The 21,959-nt window shown below is 39.4% G+C and carries 13 protein-coding genes and 3 pseudogenes; 1 reads left to right on the top strand and 15 read right to left on the bottom strand.

The genetic code is table 11. The annotated features are described in order from the left end of the window. Nucleotides 1–671 (bottom strand): annotated as a pseudogene (locus tag QMZ64_RS20595) (hypothetical protein); the annotation flags it as partial. 211 nt (nt 672–882) lie between these two features. Here QMZ64_RS20595 and QMZ64_RS23405 point away from each other — a divergent pair. Continuing rightward, nucleotides 883–1,155, top strand: a pseudogene (locus QMZ64_RS23405) (transposase); the annotation flags it as partial. Between the two features lie 177 nt (nt 1,156–1,332). Here QMZ64_RS23405 and QMZ64_RS20600 read toward each other — a convergent pair. From QMZ64_RS20600 to QMZ64_RS20665, 14 genes and pseudogenes are all read right to left on the bottom strand, one after another. After that, complete coding sequence (locus tag QMZ64_RS20600; protein ID WP_265625490.1) at nt 1,333–2,610, bottom strand: nucleotide sugar dehydrogenase; 1,278 nt, start codon at nt 2,608–2,610, stop codon at nt 1,333–1,335. A gap of 14 nt (nt 2,611–2,624) precedes the next feature. Beyond that, nucleotides 2,625–5,300, bottom strand: a complete 2,676-nt coding sequence (locus QMZ64_RS20605; protein WP_265625489.1) for a heparinase II/III domain-containing protein — start codon at nt 5,298–5,300, stop codon at nt 2,625–2,627. Nucleotides 5,301–5,329: 29 nt separating this feature from the next. Then, complete coding sequence (locus tag QMZ64_RS20610) at nt 5,330–6,343, bottom strand: glycosyltransferase family 4 protein (RefSeq protein WP_265625488.1); 1,014 nt, start codon at nt 6,341–6,343, stop codon at nt 5,330–5,332. A gap of 12 nt (nt 6,344–6,355) precedes the next feature. Then, the gene (locus QMZ64_RS20615) at nt 6,356–9,829 is read right to left on the bottom strand and encodes a CgeB family protein (protein ID WP_265625487.1); all 3,474 of its coding nucleotides are present in this window, start codon (nt 9,827–9,829) and stop codon (nt 6,356–6,358) included. A gap of 21 nt (nt 9,830–9,850) precedes the next feature. Beyond that, nucleotides 9,851–10,108, bottom strand: coding sequence for a hypothetical protein (locus QMZ64_RS20620; RefSeq protein WP_265625486.1), 258 nt, complete (start codon nt 10,106–10,108; stop codon nt 9,851–9,853). Beyond that, the gene (locus QMZ64_RS20625) at nt 10,105–11,406 is read right to left on the bottom strand and encodes a glycosyltransferase (RefSeq protein WP_265625485.1); all 1,302 of its coding nucleotides are present in this window, start codon (nt 11,404–11,406) and stop codon (nt 10,105–10,107) included. The genes QMZ64_RS20620 and QMZ64_RS20625 overlap by 4 nt, the downstream gene beginning before the upstream one ends. A 2-nt stretch (nt 11,407–11,408) precedes the next feature. After that, nucleotides 11,409–12,614: a glycosyltransferase family 4 protein gene (locus QMZ64_RS20630; RefSeq protein ID WP_025810688.1), complete on the bottom strand. Its 1,206-nt coding sequence runs from the start codon at nt 12,612–12,614 to the stop codon at nt 11,409–11,411. A 255-nt stretch (nt 12,615–12,869) separates the two neighbouring features. After that, nucleotides 12,870–15,458, bottom strand: coding sequence for an N-acetylglucosaminidase (locus QMZ64_RS20635; RefSeq protein WP_265625484.1), 2,589 nt, complete (start codon nt 15,456–15,458; stop codon nt 12,870–12,872). Nucleotides 15,459–15,627: 169 nt separating this feature from the next. Beyond that, nucleotides 15,628–16,578 carry a mannose-6-phosphate isomerase, class I gene (gene manA, locus QMZ64_RS20640; protein ID WP_265625483.1) on the bottom strand — a complete coding sequence of 317 codons (951 nt, stop codon included), beginning with the start codon at nt 16,576–16,578 and terminating at the stop codon, nt 15,628–15,630. 171 nt (nt 16,579–16,749) lie between these two features. After that, a complete protein-coding gene (gene nrdG / locus QMZ64_RS20645; protein ID WP_076793671.1) occupies nt 16,750–17,196 on the bottom strand; it encodes an anaerobic ribonucleoside-triphosphate reductase activating protein in 447 nt (148 codons plus the stop codon). Then, nucleotides 17,193–19,061, bottom strand: coding sequence for an anaerobic ribonucleoside triphosphate reductase (locus QMZ64_RS20650; protein ID WP_265625482.1), 1,869 nt, complete (start codon nt 19,059–19,061; stop codon nt 17,193–17,195). The genes nrdG and QMZ64_RS20650 overlap by 4 nt, the downstream gene beginning before the upstream one ends. Before the next feature lie 159 nt (nt 19,062–19,220). Further along, on the bottom strand, nt 19,221–20,216 hold the full coding sequence (gene kdgT, locus QMZ64_RS20655; RefSeq protein ID WP_265625481.1) for a 2-keto-3-deoxygluconate transporter: 996 nt from the start codon (nt 20,214–20,216) through the stop codon (nt 19,221–19,223). A gap of 85 nt (nt 20,217–20,301) precedes the next feature. After that, nucleotides 20,302–20,916 carry a bifunctional 4-hydroxy-2-oxoglutarate aldolase/2-dehydro-3-deoxy-phosphogluconate aldolase gene (locus QMZ64_RS20660; RefSeq protein ID WP_367618645.1) on the bottom strand — a complete coding sequence of 205 codons (615 nt, stop codon included), beginning with the start codon at nt 20,914–20,916 and terminating at the stop codon, nt 20,302–20,304. A gap of 33 nt (nt 20,917–20,949) precedes the next feature. Beyond that, nucleotides 20,950–21,873: pseudogene (locus QMZ64_RS20665) on the bottom strand (sugar kinase); the annotation flags it as partial. Nucleotides 21,874–21,959: the final 86 nt, after the last annotated feature.

Raw genomic sequence — 21,959 nt, forward strand, 5'->3', positions numbered from 1 at the left:
TTATAACTCGCTTTCTGGCCGGTTTCTTGTTGATACATCTCTAAAACGCTTTTTACTCTGTCTTCTCCGGTAAATGCGCTCGTTACAATACGCTGGTAGCTTTTCGCTGTTCCCTCCGGTTTATAACTCGCTTTCTGGCCGGTTTCTTGTTGATACATCTCTAAAACGCTTTTTACTCTGTCTTCTCCGGTAAATGCACTCGTTACAATACGCTGGTAGCTTTTTGCTGTTCCCTCCGGTTTATAACTCGCTTTTTGGCCGGTTTCTTGTTGATACATCTCTAAAACATTTTTAATTCTGTCTTCTCCAGTAAATGCGCTTGTTACAATACGCTGATAATCTACAGCACTGCCCATTGGTTGATAAGAAGCTGCAACTCCTGTATTCTTCTTAAAATCCTGTAGAGCAGATTTTACTCTTTCTTCACTAGAAAAGCCGCCAGATAAAATTTGGTAATTTTCATACGATGCGCCTTTTTTCGCAGTGGCATTCCATCCAAAATCATTTTTTATTTTTTCAACAGCGGATTGTGCCTCTTTACTTCCTAAAAAATGATTTTGTATTTCTAAATTATAAGTTGAATAGTCGGTATAAGCCCGTGCGAAATTAGGATATGCAACTGAGAGTATAAAAAGAGAAGCCAAAGTTAATATGGATGCTATCCGTTTCAATTTATACCTCCTTCCATTCACCCTTTAAAAAGAACTCTTTAAATATATCGGACAATTAGTAGGATTGTAAAGCTGAATTTTTTTAAAACTAAACCTAGTTGTTTGAAAAATTATTCGACAAAGTCATAAAAAGTGGCTTTGATCGACAAGCTTCTCTGTTAAAATGTGAGTGGAATCTAGATTAGGGGTTACCAGCTTGTCCAAACACGCAAAAGATTACGTTCTGACATATCGCACAACCAACCGGGATGGCTATCGGGTTTATGCTTCAAATTGCAAAACGATGTGAACACCTCCCATTGCTGAATCAATGTATGGAAAGCCAAATCATCAAAAAATCTATTCGCACCTCTGGCAAGATCATTTGGATGAGGCTGGTTATGTACGGCACACGGAGAAAAATAAACAAGCCTATGGGCAAACGTAAAGAAACGATCGAGCACGCTTTGCGGATTTAAAACATAAGCATGGCCTGCGGGGGAAGTAAAACTTGTCCATGCAGGCTATGCTTGTGTTCGCTTTAAAAAAGCTGGTGAATTGGACGTAGAAAAGTCCGAAACGCCAGCTTTTCATCGGAAAAACAGAATTATTTTAACAAAAAAGGTCTGTAATCAATCATTGTTGTTCTTCATTATTTATCATGATAATCACAGGGGTTTCCTTATACAAATACATTCTCTTTTTTAATAGCATTGTATAAATTTCCAAGATTAATATAATCAAACTCACTTGAACGGTTTTTTACAATATTTTTAGTATCCAGAACCTGTTTAGTTGACATTCCAGATAAACTACTCCAGTCTAATTCCTTAAATTCGTTATGATCAGACAAAATTAAAATTAAATCGGAGTTTTCTGCAACATCTTGAATGTTTTTATATACGAAATCCTGATTGACATGAGGATCATATGCCCTAATCTCATACTTTTTCTGCTGTGTTAATATATTCAAAATTTCCATAGCAGGACTTTCTCTTATATCATCAACATTCCCTTTATATGTCAAACCAAAAATAGAAATGACTTTACCATTATTTTTCTCCATTAATTTATTTACATTTTCAACAATGTAATATGGCATTGAGGTATTAATAGAACGAGAAATATCAATTAACTTTGCAGTCTGAGGAGCTTTAGCTATAATAAAATATGGATCGACAGCTAAACAATGCCCGCCTACTCCAGGACCAGGTGTGTGTAAATTTACACGAGGGTGTTTATTTGCCATGTTGATTACCTCGAGAGCATTAATATCAAGCTCATTACAAACCTTCGCAAGTTCATTTGCTAAAGCTATGTTGACATCTCGAAATGTATTTTCCATTAGTTTTGACATTTCGGCCGTTTTAGCATCTGTTTTTATGATTTCTCCCTTTACGAAAGTCTTATATACGTTAGCGCCCGCTTCTGCACAAGCATTCGTAATACCACCAATAATACGGTTGTTAAAAATAAGTTCATGAAGAATTTTCCCCGGCAAAACTCGTTCCGGACAGTGAGCTAGAAATATATCTTTTCCTACTTCAAAGCCTGCATTTTCAACAATTGGTTTTACATAGTCATCCATGCTTCGAGGAGCGATTGTAGATTCAACAATTAAAACATTGCCTTTTTCTAAATAAGGAAGAACGTTTTGTACTGCACTCAAAACATAAGTTAAATCACACGATTTATGCTCATCATCACTATTTGGGGTAGGTACTGAAATAATAAAAGCATCAGCTTTCTCGGGTTTTAAAGCGGCCCTAAATAACTTTTTCTCCACTACCTCATTTAGAGCCTCCTGAAGGCCTGGTTCTTCTATATGGATCAAACCAGCGTTAAGTGAATCAATAACTTCTGGTTTTACATCTACTCCAATGACCTCATTGTTGTGTTTAGCAAACATTATTGAAGTAGGGAGACCTATATAACCTAAACCAATAGTGCAAATTTTCATATTTAAAACCCTCTCTAATTAATTTTAATTGGATCGCTGTTAAGAGCAACACGTTTATCCGTTTTGTTTTTCACATAGGCTCTGACTTGATATGATGCTTTTTCTTTTATATTAAAAATAGCTTGATTACTTCGACTGTAAGGTATCTTTTCTTCCAAAATTCCTTCTTTATAAAGGTAAAAAGCATAGTATAGATCTTCTCCATAAGCCTTTGTAGAGACTATAATACTATCATCCTTTCTCTCAGTATGAACGGATTTAATATAAAAGTCATCTATATCTAAATGAATATTGTAATCAGATTGAATCCCCAATATTAATTTTAAATGATGCTGTAGATAACGAGGAAAATATCTCTTTAACCCCGTATGATCCATATTTTCTTTAATATCCAGCTGAGTTTTATATCCTTTATTTTTCAAAGTGTTATACAGCGGCATGACATGATCGGATAAATGATGATCTTTTTTCCCAACTAATAATTTTATATTTGGGCTATTATCTACAGGTTGATTTAAAATGTTGTAAAGTATTTGGTCAAGGTAATAACAATCACCCTCGGTAAATCCGCCGGCAATGTACTCAGCGACTTGTTTATGCGGCGCTTGATGGATAAGGAATTGTCCAAGCTTTGATTGTGGTCCGCCGGCTATTACGTTACCAAAGTGATATTTTATTCCAAAATAAAGTGCAGAGAAACCGCCTTTAGATGATCCGACAGCTGTTATGTTCTTTTGTAAAATTTCATATTTGGAGGTGAAATAATTTATCAGAGACATAACAGATGTTTCTATAGAAAAGTCTCTATCTTTCCCAATATAATATGAACCTTGTATGCCAAAATCATCCAATATAAATAACTTGTTTGTTTTTAGATTGCTTAAAGTCTTTTTGTAATTAAACATATAGTTATAATCTTTCCCCATAGCTGAGAAGACGATAGTCAAATGATTTTTATAACTCTCTTCAGTTGCTTCCTCAAATAAATACTTTAAATCTCTTGTACTTGAGTAGTCTTTTTCAAGCCGTAAAGATTCATTTAATACTGGTATTTTAAAAGAGGAAAAACGAAATTCAGTCCGGCAATCAACACTGCTTCCAGTTAAATTGACTTCCAGAGTAGTAGAAGGTAGCTTGTTCTCCATCTCGGGAAAAATCCATCCGCTATATGTTGGTGCAGTTTGACCCTTTCTAATATTGATGATTGGAGAAGCTTTTGTAGATAATTCGAGTTCCATTACTTTTTGATTGTCCCTAAAAAACTCTACAATATGATCTCTTTTTTTCACTTCAATATCTCTGGCCACATGCCATAAAAGTTGGTATTCATTTTTAGTATCGGAAGAAATCGTGTCCTGAACAATTATATTTTGATTTTGCTTATTAAACTTTACGTTTCTTTTATGAACTACTCCGTCAAAACGTTTATTAACACCGGTAGCTTCACTTTCATCTTGTCCAATATGATAATTCTCAATATAAACATCATCATATTTTCCATCAGTTCGAGGCAAGCCCTTCCCATTAACCAATAAAGTGTTATGAGCGTATGAAGAAAAAGCATATCTAGTGTATGGATCTTTATAGTTATAACCATTTGGACCGGCTTCGGTTATGATCTCTCCATTTGAATAAATATAAAGATTTAAGTCATCACTATGTTTGTGATAATCGACGTGGTATGCTGCTGAAAAAAAGCAATATGTTGCCTTTTCTTTTTTGTTCCAATCATCTCTGAATATTGCGTAACCTGCCTCTTTAAACACAATATCATTATCTGCCGGCGGTGTTCCTTTTTCTCCTTTAGTAACAGAATAAAGAAATTCATCGGTATCAAAAAGATGATTATAACTTGTTTCTAAAACTTTTTTTGGTTCAGTATCACAAATAGGAGGTAGAAATCCGTCCGGCCGAATGACGTGTGTAGCATACTTCTCTGCTTTAAGATATAAAGCATAAAAACTTTCGAAAGCATTGCGATTAAACTCTTTCATCCAGTCAATTAATTTTTTTATTTGAGAAACAACCAATAGATGGTACGCTGGCGAATGTTCTTTATGAACCCCTTCTACTGTAAAAATATATTCGAAATAATTTTTCAGCCTTTCAATTGATACCTCAATAAACTCTCTACATTTTTCATCGTCTTCAAACATAAAAAATGAAGCAAATTGTAATAGTGAAATATCTTGAAACATCCCATGGTTTGTATTGGTTGAATGAAAAGAATCGTCACTTAACAGTTCTGCGGTTTCCCACATTTTATTTTTTAATCGTTCTACCCTGTCTTGATTCATTTTATTTTTAGCATAAATATAAAACTTCAACCAATACTGCAATCTTAGCGCTGTCGTTTCATCATGCCATCCCATTGTATTGGCTGTATCAATATAATCATTATTTTCTATCCAGTCTTCAATCAAATCGAATGCTTTATATAAATAAATATCATCATTTTTAAAAATATAAGCTTCCAATAGACAACCTAAAAAGCTGTTGGCATGTATGAGCCTGAGATAACTTCTTGATTGATCGCCTTTCCAGTCAATCTTTTCTTTATAGGTTGTTATTCCAAAAGGAGGTATCTTAAAAGCGTTCCTTCTCAATATTAAATTTGCTGCGTCTATAGGATCTTTATTCCTGCTTCCAGGTAATGCTTTTACTAATGCTTGAAGCTGTGTTTCTGTCATCCGGTCCGGCCTATATAAAAAGACCACATTCAACCCTCTCCTTCGGAATAAAGATTTTCTATCACATTAATCCACTGTGCTGCAATTTTGTTAACATCAAAATATTCCTCTGTATATTTTACTAATTTTTCTCTCATGGCATTTTTGTCACTTATTGAATTAATCTCAATAATCTTTTTTACACACTCATCAACATTTTGATGAATATATTCTGATGAATAAATCGTATTACTTCCATCCCAATTTAAAATAACAGGAAACGCGCCTGAAGCCATTCCCTCGCCAGGAGCTAAATGAAAGCTTTCCGAATCACTCGTTGATAAAACAAAATTTATTTTTTGCAACCATTCGGGGACATCGTTTCCAAAGCCATCAAAGATTACCGAATCTCTCCACTCAGCTTCCCTAATCCTCTGAAATACGGTCTCATAAAAATCCCTTTCGGTTTCATTATTCCAAAGCCAAGGATATTCTTGAGGATGTTTTCCTTTGATATACAATTTGTATCTATTATCTAATGTCCATAACTTTTCAAATATATCAATGGCAAGGTCAAGCCGTTTTAACTTTGGACACATCCCGATAAACCCAAGATTAAAGTCAGAATCTTTTTTTGTCTTATTCAAAACTTTTGTATCTATCGAATTGTAAATCATCAACATTTTTTCTCTAGGGAATTTAAACACTCTATAAAATTCTTCATATATATAGGGAGAGATAGCAATTATCTTATTTATATTCTCGATTCTGAACTGCCTAGGATAAACTGTTTTTAGTTCTTGGGCATGCATCCGCACGATCAATTTTTGTTGTGGCAACTTATGATTTGAATACCATACTGCATTCCCAAGACCCCATTCGCAAAAAATGATATCTGCCCATTTAAGACATTCCCGGCTGTATTCTTCATCATGAACATTGTGACCTTTCCATTTATCAATTTTAATGGAGAAGTTATCACTCTTTTCTAAAATCGAGATAATATCTTCAGCAAATTTTAAGTCGTGGCCTGCAATTACTAATTTCTTTTTATTCACTCTCATTTAAGACAAACCTCAAATCTCAATTTGTTTAAGTTGCTCCACAGCCGTAATTGAATCGCCGTTTTCAACATAATTAAATTTATCATTACTAAATAATCTGCTGCCTTGCTTATAGTAAATTGAAAAATCCATTCCTTTTTCAATATCTGACAATAAATCATTTAAGTTTTGTTTTGCGAATACATCCAATTTAAACACCGAACTTGCAATTTTTAAATTATAGACGTATTCATATTCAGAATTAGGGTTATGTTCAACAAGCTTATGATCAACAAAAGCAAATTGACTTCTTTTACCTATAACTTCACTATCAGTAAAGGTTGTGCATAACATTAAATCCAAAAGATAATTCTCTCCATAATAATCATTTGATGAGAAGTATGCACAGTATGAGGTATCAAGCCATTCTTTTATATTTTGATAGTTATGAAAGTAGCTTTTTATAAAAGTTTTAACATTTTTGTTGTTATATTTATTAAACAGCTCAAGGTATCCTGGAAATAAATCTACCAAGATACATAATTCTTTGTTCTGGTAAGTCTGCTTCTCAAACTTTTTTAGCAACTTCAAAAATTCTTCCTTTGAACTTGCAAATCCTAAAACTGTTACTCTCGGTAATTCACTTCTAAAGTTCAAGCCTATTTTATCAATAATTTTATTTAATCTGTGTGTGTAAGTGTGGTACTTTAATACCTCACGAATTCCCCTCATTGCCTTCTTACGGTAATTTTCCTCGGAATTCAAAAGGAATTGAAACGCATTATTGATATCCTTCTCATCTTCAGAAATGTACACGAGATCCCCTAATAGGTTTTTAACTCCCTTTGCATAGGTACTGATAACAGGCGTCCCGCAAGCTAAACCTTCGAAAACTCTTCGAGAGAACATCGTAGGAGAATTTTTCACAGTGTTGACATTAATCATTACCTTATAGCCTTTATATGCCTTATCAATTTCATAATATTTTAGAGTACCTTTGATATTTTCATTATATTTTTCAGGGAAACAATGATTAGGCATTAAACCGGCTGATGTTTTTTCATAGTTTCTATCATAAATATCTAAACCATATTTCTTTGCAATATCTAGTATTCGATCCATATCTTCAGATCTTTCTTTATGCAGTCGATAATATGACCCAGCAAAACAGGCTTTGTTTATTCGCTCATTTTGGATTTTAATAGGGTTGTGAATCTTCGGCTGAGCAGCAAACGGAAGCGAATAAACATTTTCATGTCCTACCTCTTTTTTATAAAAAGGCACCATATCTTCATCTGTGGTAAATATATAATCGAATTTTTTGGCGGTATTAATAAACCGATTATAGTGAACAGGATCTTCTTTATTCCAAAAGACAGTCGGTATATTTTTTGCATTACACCACTTAATAAGATCAAAAAGAGCCTTATTTTGTTCTTCACCATAATCACCGACACGTTTAAACCAAGATCCATTATTGCCATTCCATGCTGATTCAACCATAAGCATATCGGGAATATCTCTTGTTAAAACTTCAAGCCAATTGTCAGGTGTAAATTGAATTAATTCACATTCTTCCGAAAAAGAGGCTCTTGTAAATTCATCAAAAATAACAGCCATTTTCAACTCGTTTATCTTTTTCGAAGGCAATAAACCCATTTGTTCAACTTCTCTTTTAGTATTCCATTCTGGAGTTGTATGATCACTTACAGACGAACATTCCCTAATCTCGAACTCTTCAATACAAAATTCTCCAGACCCTCCAACTCGCATTGTAATTCTTATTTTATTTACATTTTTTTGCGGTTTATAGATTGTAACATCGTTAACTTTGAGCTGATAAACCTGCATTTTTTCGTCATTTGCATATCCTACAATCATTGGAATCAGTTCGATTCCTTCACCCATTGAAGCACGGAAATCGAATTCATATTTATATTCACTTTTTATTTCAATTAAATTATTTTTAGGAGGAATACTAAACTTATTATTCTTTTCTCTATAAGATAAATATTGTTTTTGATTAGTTTGTTTCGTGATCTCCCCAATTAGTTTGTTATCTTCTTTTATTAGATTTAAACTTTTTTTACTATAAAACCAATCTTTCGGATCAAGATCTACTTTGAGGCGTTTGGTATACTCTACTTCTCTCTCATTTATACCGAGGGTGAGATTGTTTAAGTATCCTTTGCCCCTCAGCCGGAAAAACAACCTGATTATTTTAGTATTATCATTAAACTCAATCTTAGTTGCTTGGTTTACTTTTATTTGGTGGATTTCAATTCTGTCATAATCATCATATCCTTCAACAAAAAGGTCCAACCTTAATTCGCCTTTCATTGAAGCACCTAAAAAGAATTCGTAAACATGATTCTGCTTTACCTGAAAACTGTTTCCATTTTCTACAAACGGTATTTCTTTAAGATAAAAATGCTTATACTGTTCTCCAATTAGGAAAGAGGTGATTACATCTTTTTCTTGATTATACGTGACCAAATTATCTACTTTGCTTCTAAACATATTCATATTGATTTTTGCATTATAATCAAAAAATTCATTGTTAACTGGTTTTTGTTCAAACAAATAGGGATTCCAGAATTCTTTACCGTCTATTGCGATTTTTTCAAAACTCAATTTTCCAGAACCAGCGACTCTAATGGCCAGCCTGGCCCAGACAGATCCCTTTGGAACATTTATTTTTTTATTTTGGTTAAAAGCAACTTTCTTCACATTTATTTTCGATTGATTGTCATAGAAAATAATAGAAAGTTGAACATCTAATGTTCTATCTTTTTCACCTCTAAATGAAACGAAAAAAGATTCCTTATCAAATGCAACTGGAAATTTGGGCTTAATATCAAAATTTTCGTTGAGCTCTTTATAGGAAAGATAAATATGGTGGTTATTTTTCAATTGGAAATTTAGTTCTTTACTAAGCTTGTCATATTTGATATTCGGTAAATTAGGTATACACCACTGAGTATTATCAATATATTTAAGCTTTGTTTGCTTTACATTGTTCCAAAGGAGAATATCATTGATAGCCAATTTTGTTATATCTAAAAATCCTCTTCCTTTGAGTCGGATAGCAAACCTCATAAATTTTTCTTCATTATTAAACTTAATAGTTTTCGACTCATTTAGTAACAAAGACTCTGTTCTAACTTTTTCTTTTTGGTTATTATAGACTAAAACATAAAAAGCTGCCTTGATTCCTTCACTTTTATTCCCTTCAAAAGAAATATTATAAGATGTACTATCAGCCAAATTTAAAGAATTTATCTCCGGTCCTAGCGAGAAATCTCTATTTTTTTCATCAAAAGAAATGTAACTTACCCCTAAATCACTTTTTTGTATCTTATAACTTTCATCAACTAGTACATTTCGATTGCTTGGTATATACCAGCTTCCTACACTCTCTTCAGCTGAAGAAGCAGAAATGAAACTCTCAATAAATGCTCTCTCTTGATATAAGGAATTGAGTTTCTCCTGGGTTTTATTAATCATAAAATACTCCTCACTAACATCTTACTTTTTTTTAGTTAACTTTCTTCTGAACGTCCAGTACTTTATTGTTAATCTCCCTAAAAAAGAATTCCTCAAGGAATAATATCTTTTTTCTAGTTTTGAGTACTTTTCTTCTAGTTTTTTTAATTCAAGCAATTCATTTTCTCTTAGTTTAAATTGCTTTTCCAATTCATTTAACACAAAATCCAATTTAGCTCTAAGATCTTCTATTACAAATTCATTTGAGGTTTCTTCCGTACCTTGGGATGTTTTTTTCATGCTTTTCTCCCTCTCATTGTTTCATAAATCACTATAAACCTCTCTTTTTCCTTCATCCAATTATATATTTCACTTGCTTTTTCACAGTTCCTACTCAATTCACTTCTAAGCATTGGATTTGCAAGGAGATGATTCACACCCTCGGCTATGGAACTAGGATCATGAGAGTCTACTATAATTCCCGTTTTTTCTTTTTGCACTACCTTTTTGATCTCGGGAAAATCACAAGCAACCACCGGAACCCCGGCCATCATATATTCGAACAATTTGTTTGAAGAAGCTGAATAGTGATTGAAGCACACATTATTTAATACTTGAAAACCTAAATATGCATTTCTTGTATATTTAGGGAGTTCAGCTAACGGAACCTTCGGCAAAAATCTAACCTTGTCTTCGATTCCCATTTCATCAACCATTTTTTCCAAATCGGGTTTTATACGGCCATCTCCAATAAACACTATTGTTCCTTCGATAAATTTCGGAGCCGCTTTAACGAGATTTTCAAGTCCCCTTCCCGTTTGTATACCCCCTTGATACAAAAGGATTTTTTCCTTTTCCGGAAGGTTCAACAGGCTGTGGAGATCGATTTTTTCACTGTTTTCTTCTATTTGCTTAAATGGATAGTTGTGTACTACATGCGGATAAAAACCGTAAAGATCCTCATTATACTTCGCTCTCGTATGGTTTTCGACAATCATTGCATCAATTTTTCCAATCAAAAAAGCTTCCATTTTTCCGTAAAAGCTGCTGTCGTAGCCCGTTCTGCTTGTTTGTACTTCATGAGAATCATAGATTAGCTTTTTTTTCTTCAAGCGGAACTTTGAACATATATAACCTTGCGGAAGGGTGTTTAAATCATTTGAATGATAGATGTCATACTTCCGCTTCGCCCCTTTTAAAATCATTCTTAAAATGATGCTTCCTCTAACAATCGCTGTCTTCAGTTTCGTTTTGAGAACAATTAAAGCAAAAAGAGTACAGATGATGACAGGAATTGGCATCATATATACGAAAAACAGCCATAAGAGAGCAGCCAGCAGCAACAAAAATTTATTCTGCCTTAACTTCTTCATGATCATTTGGAAAAACTGAAGACTTACCGGATATCTCTTTACACGATGCACCCTAAAATGTTCATTGTATTCTTCAAAAGTTTTAAGATTAGGATCTTTTGGATCGTGGATACAAATTAAATCAACATCATAGGTATCTTCAGACAGTGCTGTACATTCCCTCATAACCCTTGCGTCATTTGTAAAATGGTTCCAAACAAACATACAAACTTTTGTTCTCATCATAATCAACCTTTAGCCATTTGATCTAACAAATTCGTTAATTTGTTAATATTGTTTTCCCACAAGAATTTTTTTTCGATAAATTCTCTGCAATTTGACTGCATCTCCTCTAATAGTTCTGGATCATTGTAAAGCTTTAAAATATAACTTACCATTTCATCAACTGATTGCCGGCTTGTCACAAAGCCGATTTTTTCACTTTCAATCAGCTGTTTGGAATATCCAGACAATGAAGCGACAACGGGAAGTCTGCATGTTAAATAGTCAATAATTTTACCGGGAAGTACTGTTTCAAAAACCCTAGAATTATTCAGTGTTGCTATTCCCACATCACAGCGTGACATCCGGTTTAAACAATCTTGTCTTCCCATCGGCTTTATAAGCTTTACATTTTTAAGGTTATGACGCCGGACAAAATCTGTAAAAGTCTGTTTCTGCACTCCATAGCCAATCACGTTTAATGAAATATGATGTTCATTCAGCTTTTTTGCGAGCTGCATTAAAATTGTGACATCTTGAGCCAGTCCAATATTACCTGCATAAACAACATTAAACATTGAGCCCCCCTCTCGTTTTTCCAGCATCGTTTCTTTTTTTCTTGCAGCATTCGGCAGGAATATCAACTTTTTTGTTAAACCATCACATTTATTTTTAAAATGGTCTATAAATCCCTCGCTGTTGATGATGATATGGTCGGCTTTTTTGTATAATGTAGATTCCATTTTTTCAAACATCCAAATAATATAAGAACGATTAAATACACCAACGCCTTTTAGTGATTCCGGCCATAAATCCCTGACATCCAACAGCAACTTCGCATTGTAACGATATTTAGCGACTAAGCCGACAAAGGCTACAAAAATAGGCGGAGAAGTTACAAACACAATATCATATTGATTTTTATCCTTCTGAACGTAAAAAAACATTTTCAACATTATCTCAAGATAATAGAAAAGTCGGCTAAAAAAGTTGGAGGAATATTTTTTATTCTGAATTGACAATCGAGTAACTTGGTTTCGGTCTACATCGATATCTTGTTCGTTCCAAAAATCTTCTTGAGAATAAATGTCTCTGGAAGGATACGTCGGCTCCGTGGTCAAAACGTCTACATGATAACCTTTTTGCTTCAACATGAGGAAAATGGTTTTCATCCGGTTACCTGCACTGCCGATTTCAGGATAAAAATTTTGTGTGATCATTAAAATTTTCAAATAAACTCCCCGCACTTCCACAAATATTTAAAAAGAATCACTACGTATGAATCAGTTTCCTTAAAGTGTAAAAAATGAAAACAAATCACCAAATGAAACAGATTCATATAATTCTGTCAGTCTATTTACGATTATAATATTTACAAAACACCAATTGCAACAGCAGTTCGTGAATTTCGACACAATTCTCCTTCCTTTATTAGGTATTTCGTTGCATAATGCCCCCCAAACAAATAGGAAGCAGGTCCCTGCTTCCTAATGATAAACTGGTATATCATAATACACTGTGTAATCATCGAGCAATGTATAAAGACTGTACATTCTCCCCACCTGCTTATAAGCCCAGCCGACATCTGTCGCATATTGGTGAAGGGCGTTCGGAGACCATCTCATTTTATAGAGGGTATCCTGTTTGTAAGTCGGGTGGTGAATGTATTTTTCACCGATGAATTTGGCTCCGCCCATAATGGCGGCCTCAGGTGTGAACCACCCTTGTTCATAGGCGTATTTGGCACCGTAGTAAAGCGGGTTGCTGTCGTAAGCCCCGACGCCGTACATGTTGTAAACCTTTTTGCCGTTGAACATCGTTCCTTTGGCCAACTCGGAAGTTCCGTTGCCCGTTTCAAGGAGCGAGTGCGAAATGAGGTACAGTTCATTGATGCTGTATGCTCTTGCCGCGTCGATGAACGCTTGGCCTTTGCCTGTCAAAATCCCTTTATTATAAAGGATTTTCGCATTGACTTCGGCGGCATTCAAGCCGGCCGTTTGCGACAGCTTTAAAAATTGGAAGTATGCTGAGCTGTCTTGTGTAAAGTTTTGCGGGTTGACATATTTCTCGACTTCTTCTCTGCTGGCATTTCGCCAATTCATTCTGATTTTTGCCCAGCCGTTTTCCTGGGAGATGATGTTGACTTTATCCCCTTTTTGCAGCTGTCCGATGATGTTGCCGCTTGTCACAAGGGGGCTTGACCTGATATTCAGCAGATCAGCCGTGACGGTTTGGTTTGCCGTATTGATGTAGCTTAATGAAACATAAGCCGGCGCATCCGTTTGCGGGCTGACTTTCATCTGTTTGTCGACCATCTGGCTGAGCGTGATTCCGTAGTCAGTCGTTGTGATTTGCGGACCGTTTTTCACTTTGACGACATTCACCGGCCAGCCGTAATTCGTTTTAATCCGATTGGCGGCGGCATTCGCACGGTCTTTCCCTGTAAATTGTTCATTGATCGAGATGTGAAACAGGCTGACCGTCTTTGTTTGGTAAGTTGCGCTGAAATTGTTCTTTTTAAAGACATTCAGTCCCTTGTCGAGATCTGCTTTGCTTGTGATCTGACCTGTCGTCACCTGGTACTGCCTGTAGCCGTACTCACCCGTTTGTTCAATCTTGCCCGGTATATTCCGATTGCTGAAAAATTCGAGCGCTTGCTGTAATTTCTCCGAGCCGATCAGAGCTTCCGAACTCAGTTTGTAGCGGCTGTCATACTGGCCGGTCTTGACGGCCTCTGCGTGAATGCCTGTTTCTTTGAAGAAATTGAGCGCCTTCGCCACTTTGTCCTGTTCGTATACGGACTCCGTTGTCAGCTGATAATGGCTGTACACTTTTTTTCCTGTCGGTCCGGCCGTTCCCGCCGCACCGTTTTTCTTAAAGAATTCCAGCCCTTTATTGATTCGCGCTTGGACGGCTGTTTCGCCGGACGCGATCCGGAAGCGGCTGACGGTCGTACCGCCGGCGCTTTGGGCGGAAGCCTGAATGTTTTTGTTTTTAAAAAACCGGATGCCGTCGTTTGCTTTCTTTTGATCTGAAACCGGGACGGAAACGATTCTGAAAGATGTCTGCTTTCTCCCTGCCTTTGCAGCAGTGTAACGCCACGTTTTCTTTTTAAAAAAGGTGTCGACTTTTTTAAGGTTTTGACTGTCTACACTTTTCATGCTGACGATCCAGAAGCGCGTGCCTTTTACCTTTTCCGTGCTTGAGGTGAGACCGGTATTCTTTTTAATTTGGCCGGCGGCATTTTTCGCGGTCTTTTCGTCATTAAAATATCCCGATTTCACATTGTAAAGCTGTGCCGGCTGACCGGCGGCTTCATATGCCCCTTTGATCTTGAGCTCTTTTTCAAACTGCTTCAGCAGATTTTTTGCGTTTGTTTCGCCTTGTATCGCACCTGTCACAATTTTATATCTGGGCTGTTGTTTCTTTACTGTTTCTATCGTTCCTTTAAGAGCGGTTTCTTTTTCAAATTGGACAAGCAGGCTTTTCGCTTTGCTCTCATCTGCGATTTCTCCTGAATAAAGCTTGACGAGGGCTTGTCCCGCTCCGTATGGTGCGTACGACGCTTTGAGGCCGGTCGCTTTTTGAAAACGATCGAGGATGGCTTTCGTGTTGTCTTCGCCTTCGATTCCTCCGGTGGCAACCTTCACGTATGCTTCCCTGTTTCCTGCAAGTGTATAGGTTGCTTTCAGCCCCGTTTCTTTTTCAAATTGGAGCGCCCATTCCTTGGCCTTTGCTTCACCGGCAAATTCCTTTGATACCGCTTTGGAAAACGGTTCTTTCTGTCCAATCGGACCATAGGACGCCTTCAAACCGGTTTCTTTTTCAAACTGCAAAAGCAGGTTTTTAGCCCTGCTCTCCCCTTCGACACCTTCTGTTGTCAAAACGTAAGTTGTGCCGTTTTTCCCTGAAGGTTTGACCTCGGCTTTCCATCCCGTGTCCTTTTTCAGTTGTTCGGCTGCTTTGAGCGCTTCGCTTTCGCTATTAAACTCTTTTGTTGTTTCAATTTTGTAGACGGAAGTATCGGTATATGCTGCTAAAGCAGGGATTGCCGGGACTGCCGTATGTATGAGCAAAACGATTGCAGCAAAAATAACGGTTTTCTAATGTTTTTCACATTCTTTACTCCCCTCGCCTATAAGCCTCCTAATTTCATAAACTTGCTTTCTCTTTTTATCGGCGAGCCGGACTATTTTTTCACAATAAAAAAGCTTAACGGCCTTCTTTTGAAGACCGTCAAGCTTTTTATATGTGAGACACGATTAGTTCGCATGTTCCTTCTATCGTAAAGTCATTCGTTTCCGCCGGCAGGATAAAATTTGTTCCTTTGCTGATCGGAAATAATTCTCCGCCCTGAGTGAGCTTTCCTTCTCCTTCAATCACACTGCATAACAGGAAAGGGGCATCCTGGGTCAGCTCAGCGGCACCGTCGATCTCCCATTTGTATACGGAGAAGTATTCGGCTTCTACAAAAGTCTTAATGGTAATCTCTTTTTGGGTTTCTGTCGATTCGTCAACATAGCTGTCAACGTGCGGTACTGTTGTGACATTGATCGCCTGTGTCAGGTGAAGCTCGCGCTTTTCTCCATTTTGATCGGTCCGGTCATAATCATATACCCTGTACGTCGTATCAGAGCTCTGCTGTGTCTCCAAAACGACTGTCCCTTCGCAAAGAGCGTGAATCGTGCCGCTTGGCACATAATAAAAATCGCCCGGCTTGATTTTGATCCGCCTTAACAGGTTGTCCCAATCACCGCTGTTGATCATGGTGACCAGCTCTGTCCGCGTTCTCGCCGTATGGCCGTAAACGATCTCGGCTCCTTCTTTGCAATCGATGATATACCAGCATTCCGTCTTACCGAGTTCTCCGTTTTCGTGTTCGCCCGCATAATAGTCATCAGGGTGGACTTGAACGGAAAGGTCTTGATTGGCATCAAGTATTTTCGTTAACAGCGGGAAACGGTCTCCCTCTGCACCGCCGAACAATTCGCGATGCTCGTCCCAAAGCTCGGCAAGCGTTTTTCCTTTGTAAGGACCCGAAGCAACGATGTTTGGCCCGTTTGGATGGGCGGAAATGGCCCAGCATTCACCTGTTAAATCAGAGGGAATGTCATAGCCGAATGTCTCGCGCAAAGCCGTTCCCCCCCAGATCCTCTCTTTAAACTCAGGCTGCAGAAATATCGGTGATTGCGGCATGAAGCCATCTCCTCCCTTAATTCACGATTGTCTTATATAAATAAAACGCTTTCTTTTATTGATAGACATGTATGATGAAATATAAACCTTTTCATATTCATTATGACGTTATCTCAATAGAAGTCAATGCCGGAAAGGAAAAACAGAAGCCCCGGTGGCTTCTGTTTCTGTTTATGCAAGCTCAATAATGCGCTGGTTTGAGCTTCCTCTGTAAAGGAGCGTCAAATCCCTTTTTTTGATTTCGAACGGGCCGTCTACCAGGACATCGCAATAGGCCAGCAAAGCGCTGTGTTTTTCATTCTTCAAGATCTGTTCGTACGTATAGCCGCTGTAAAGCCAGATGTCCTTTTCGGAATGCTGCTTAATTTTCTCAGACAGTTCGATCAGTTCGCCTGCATGCAAAAGCGGCTCCCCTCCTGAATAGGTGACGTTTGTAAGCGGGTTTTTCATAATTTCCTCAAATACTTCGTCTACACTCATATCAAATCCGTTATTGATATTCCAGCTTTGTTTATTATGGCAGCCTTCACACATATGCGGGCAGCCCGCCAAAAACACGACTGTTCTCAGTCCTTCTCCGTCTACGATGCTGTCATGGATAATATTCATCACTTTCATAGATGCTTCACTCTGTCCTTTTCTTCTTGTCTTTTCGCCGAATTCCACTTTGACATATCTCCGACTAAATATCCTGTAATCCGTCTGATCCGTTCAATCAAAGTCTCATCCCGGTTTTTGCACTGCGGGCACTCGTTATCGATGATTCCGGTAAATCCGCACGCCTTGCAGTGATCGACAGGATGGTTAATCGAAGCGTAGCCCATGCCAGACCGGCGCATGGCGGTCACAAGCATGTCCATCGCTTTAATGTTTTTTTTCGGGTCTCCGTCCAGCTCAATGTAGCTGATATGCCCGCCATTGCACATCAAATGGAACGGCGCTTCTTTTCTGATCTTTTCAACCGCAGTCAGCTTATAGTGAACAGGGATGTGAAACGAGTTCGTATAGTAGATCCGGTCTGTGACATTGCGGATCGAACCGAACTCCAATTTATCTTTTTTTACAAATTTCCCAGAAAGTCCTTCTGCCGGTGTGGCGATCAAGGAAAAGTTCAGCTTGTGTTTTTCTGTGGCTTCATCAGCCTTATCTCTCATCGACTGGACGATTTTTTTGCCGAGTTCAAACGACTCCTCGCTTTCTCCGTGATGTTTTCCGGTCAATGCAGTCAAAGCTTCAGCTAGTCCGATAAATCCGATGCTCAATGTTCCGTGCTTTAGCACATCCTCGAGCGTGTCCTCAGGATCAAGCTTCTCGCTTTCATGCCAGATGCCTTGCGAATACAGGAACTTAAAGTCTTTTGCTCTTTTTTTGCATTGAAAGGCGTACCGTTCAAGCAGCTGTTGAATCGTTAATTCCATATAGCGGTTTAACAAAGCAAAAAACTGTTCAACGTTTTCGCTGAGCAGCGCTATTTTGACAATGTTGATCGAGGTGAATGACAAATTCCCTCTGCCGATGCTGTTTTCTTTCCCATGAATATTGGACATAACGCGCGTTCTGCATCCCATATAAGCGATTTCGCTTTCCGGTGTTCCGTCATAAAAAGGTTTATTCACGGGCGAATCGATAAAGCTGAAGTTCGGAAACAGCCTTTCAGCGCTTGTTTCCAATGCAAGCCGGTACAAGTCATAGTTAGGGTCTGTTTGATCGACGTTGACGCCTTCTTTCATTTTGAAGATCTGAATCGGAAAAATCGGCGTCTCACCTTTGCCGAGACCTGCTTTTGTCGCCTTCAGGATATTTTTGATCAAAAGGCGGCCTTCCCTTGACGTATCCGTGCCGTAATTAATTGAAACAAACGGAACCTGTCCGCCGCCCCGCGAATGCATGCTGTTGGCATTATGTATAAAGGCTTCGCACGCTTGGTAAGTTGTGTTGTCCGTTTCTTCCCACGCTCTTTCCCTTATCTCTTCTTCTGTCAAAGTTGTCGGGTATTGTTTGATTTTCGCGAGATGCTTTTCGTACGTTTTGCGGACGTAAGGCGCCAGGTCGTAATCGAACATCGGAAATGACTGGCCGCCGTGCTGCATATTTTGATTCGATTGAAAAATGATGGATGCGAGTGACAATGCGCTCATAATGTCCTTCGGTTCCCTGAGGGAGCCGTGGCCTGTATGGAATCCGTCTTTTAACAGCCGGCTCAAAGGTATCTGGCAGCAAGTCGTTGTGCCGCTCGGCATATAATCTAAATCGTGCGGGTATATCAAGTTGTCATCGACTGCTTTCTTGATTTCCGGCGACATTAAGTAATGGAGCGCATAATGTCTGGAACTTTCGGATGCAAACCGGCTCATTTGCCCCATCGGGGAGCGGCCGTCTACGTTGGCATTTTCCTGCATAATATCGTGATCTCCATACCCGACGATATCATGAAATGTTTCTGTCAATTGTAATAATCCCTGTTCTTTAAAGCCTGTTGTCATCCTAACCTCTCCTAAAAAGTAGCATATATAGTGTTCATATTTTAATCAAACACTATATATTGATATTAGCACAAATGATACCCGTTAAATTTAGCAATTTGGTGACGTTATTTAAAAACGGTCATAAAAAAAACGCCCCGGACAAAATGTCCCGGTGCGTCAGCGGCGAAATGACTTGTAATCGACCGTCATTTGTTTCGGAGGTTTTCTTTGTCTTGTCCGTTTTTCGATCCAGACGGTTGCAAGCGGCGTCAGAAGCGAGGTGACAATGACACTTGTCGCGATGATCGCGGTCGCTGAATCAGCCACCGGCGCAAACACGGGGTTTGCATCGGCAAGCGCATACGGCACGGCTACCGCAGCCCCGGCCGTTGATGATGCCGCGACGCCCGCGACGCCGTCTCCTCTTGCGACAAAGCGGTCCAGCAGGTATAGAGAAGCACCCGAGAGAACGACGACTGATACGCCGACAACAATGCCTAAAAGGCCGGATTGGATCAACATTTTAAAATCGAGCGTGTTTCCCAATGAAAATGCGAAGAACGGAATGATCGCCGGTACGACTTTTCCGAACAAATCGCGCAATTCAGGGTCAAGGTTTCCGAGAATGCAGCCGAGTAAAAATGGGATGACGGTTGCAGCCAGCGTCTCCCAGGGAAATGCCGCGAGCCCTGTCACACCGAAAGTGACCATCGTCATAAACGGGCCCGATTCCGTGCTGATAAAGGCGAAAGCACCGGCGTCTTCCTTTCTTCCCATATGGTTCATTAACGCCAAATACAGACCGCCGTTCGTTTCATTCATAACGGCTACAATAGCAAGCACTGACAGTCCGGCAAAAAACCCGCTTTGAATGCCTTCGTCTGGAATGAACTGCGCTGCGATCAAACCCAATAATGCGGCAATGCCGACTTTGCCGATCAGAAGCGTCAGTCCCTTCCTCGCAATATATCCTGAAGAACGAAAATCTATTGTTGCGCCAACACAAAAGATAAATACTCCTAAAATCGGCAGCGTTCCGGTAATCAGGGCGCCTGTAAATCCGCCGAAAAACTCCGCAGTTCCCGGAGCAAACGTATTCAGCGTTGCGCCCAGAAAGAGCGGAATGATCATCATGCCGCCCGGCACACGTTCAATCGTTGCTTTAATTTTCATCATTTTTTCTCCCATTCTAGAAATTAATGAAAAAGCAAAGAAGTCGATCTTGCAAAATCTGAAGTCTTTTCACGCTGCGCACGCTTTAATTCTGCCGAATCCGCCGCTGAAAGATACGCTGGAGATCCGCTTCTGACACTTTGTTCAGCTGGCTTCCCACTCCAACTGCCAATGCTCCGGCATCAAGCCATTTCTCCACATCGCCCGGATGGATCCCGCCTGTTGGTATGAATCGAACCTTCGGAAAGGGGCCGGCGAGGCTTTTCATGTAAGGAATCCCGGAAGTCCCCCCTGGAAACAGCTTAAGAACCCGAAAACCCTTTGAGACCGCTTCCATAATTTCGCTCGGTGTTAATACGCCGGGAATAAAAAATGTATGCAATGAGGCGGCTTCCTCAGCCAATTTTTCCGAAAAGCCCGGACTGACGATGAATTTTGCCCCCGCTGCCGCGGCTTCCCTCGCCTGTTCGCTTTCAAGCACCGTTCCGGCTCCGACAAGAAGGCCGTCTTTTCCTGCAAATTTTTCAATCAGCTCAGACGCTCCCGGCGTCGTATATGTGATTTCAATCGCAGTAATTCCTTTGTCGACCAATCTGTGAATGCTTTCCTCAGCAGCTTCCTTATCGCCTGCGCGGACAACTGCGATCAGCCCGGCCTCGGCCAGCTGCTCTTGCACTTTTCCGATCTTAGACATTTCCATTACGGTCAACCTCCTGTTTTTTGGTTGTTTGCCAGCTTTCAATTGATCCCTTGACGGCAGACCGTCCATATCACCCGGAGCCATGACGGCCAGCGCTCCGATCGCATTTGCCCTCTGAACTGCTTCTTCCAGCGGCAATCCGTCTAATAGACCGCTGATCATGCCGACGGCAAAACCGTCACCAGCGCCAACGGTATCAACAACCTTCTCCACCTGATAACCCGGTACATAACCCTCTTTATCATGTGTCCGGTAATAAGCCCCCTCTTTTCCAAGCTTGATGACAATTACCTTGACCCCCTGCATCACATAGCATTTAGCGATATCCTCGGGAGAATTGCAGCCTGTCAGGAGTTTTCCTTCATCGATCCCAGGCAGAAACCAGTCTGCTTGCGCGGCGATCTCATTAATCGTGTGAACCATTGTCTGCTGGTCCGGCCAAAGCTGGAAGCGGAGATTCGGGTCAAGCGAAATCGTCTTTCCGTCTTTTTTCATCTGGTGAACGGCGTGGCGGGCGAAGCCCCGCATTTCCCTTGAAAGGGCAGGAGGTATGCCTGTCACATGCATATGTTTGGCTCCTTTGAAATACTCTGCCGGATAGTCATCAATGCTCATTGTGCTTGCGGCTGATCCGCTGCGGTAATACGTGACATCAGGGTCCCCGCTTTCAACCTTTGACTTGAGCAGGATGCCTGTCTGCCGGTCTGCACTGCGTTTGACTTCAGATATGTCGACGCCTTCTTTTTTCAATTCATTTAAAATAAAAGTTCCAAGCGAATCGGCGCCGACCTTGCTCATCCAGCCGACTCGAAAGCCCAGGCGCGACAGTCCGACGGCAACGTTTGTTTCCGCTCCGGCAAGAGCCTTGGAAAACGAAGAAGCCTCATCCAGTCCGCCTGTTTCATTTGCGTAAAACATAGCCATCGATTCTCCGAATGTCATCACATCAAGCGACATGATTTCACACTCCTTTCGAAATGGTACCGGTTTCAAAAAAAGTTGCAGAAAAACACTCTCCCCTAAGTTTTCGGGTGTATGAGTGT

The sequence above is a fragment of the Bacillus sp. LB7 genome, assembly GCF_030449715.1.
In the GTDB taxonomy this organism is placed as follows: Bacteria; Bacillota; Bacilli; order Bacillales; family Bacillaceae; genus Bacillus; species Bacillus paralicheniformis.

Excerpts from the sequence above, each read along its gene's own strand:
- kdgT (WP_265625481.1), bottom strand. The coding sequence starts at position 20,216 with ATGAAAATTAAAGCAACGATTGAACGTGTGCCGGGCGGCATGATGATC.
- QMZ64_RS20650 (WP_265625482.1), bottom strand. The coding sequence starts at position 19,061 with ATGACAACAGGCTTTAAAGAACAGGGATTATTACAATTGACAGAAACA.
- QMZ64_RS20620 (WP_265625486.1), bottom strand. The coding sequence starts at position 10,108 with ATGAAAAAAACATCCCAAGGTACGGAAGAAACCTCAAATGAATTTGTA.
- QMZ64_RS20605 (WP_265625489.1), bottom strand. The coding sequence starts at position 5,300 with ATGACAGAAACACAGCTTCAAGCATTAGTAAAAGCATTACCTGGAAGC.
- QMZ64_RS20625 (WP_265625485.1), bottom strand. The coding sequence starts at position 11,406 with ATGATGAGAACAAAAGTTTGTATGTTTGTTTGGAACCATTTTACAAAT.
- QMZ64_RS20615 (WP_265625487.1), bottom strand. The coding sequence starts at position 9,829 with ATGATTAATAAAACCCAGGAGAAACTCAATTCCTTATATCAAGAGAGA.
- QMZ64_RS20610 (WP_265625488.1), bottom strand. The coding sequence starts at position 6,343 with ATGAGAGTGAATAAAAAGAAATTAGTAATTGCAGGCCACGACTTAAAA.
- nrdG (WP_076793671.1), bottom strand. The coding sequence starts at position 17,196 with ATGAAAGTGATGAATATTATCCATGACAGCATCGTAGACGGAGAAGGA.
- QMZ64_RS20600 (WP_265625490.1), bottom strand. The coding sequence starts at position 2,610 with ATGAAAATTTGCACTATTGGTTTAGGTTATATAGGTCTCCCTACTTCA.
- QMZ64_RS20660 (WP_367618645.1), bottom strand. The coding sequence starts at position 20,916 with ATGGAAATGTCTAAGATCGGAAAAGTGCAAGAGCAGCTGGCCGAGGCC.
- manA (WP_265625483.1), bottom strand. The coding sequence starts at position 16,578 with ATGCCGCAATCACCGATATTTCTGCAGCCTGAGTTTAAAGAGAGGATC.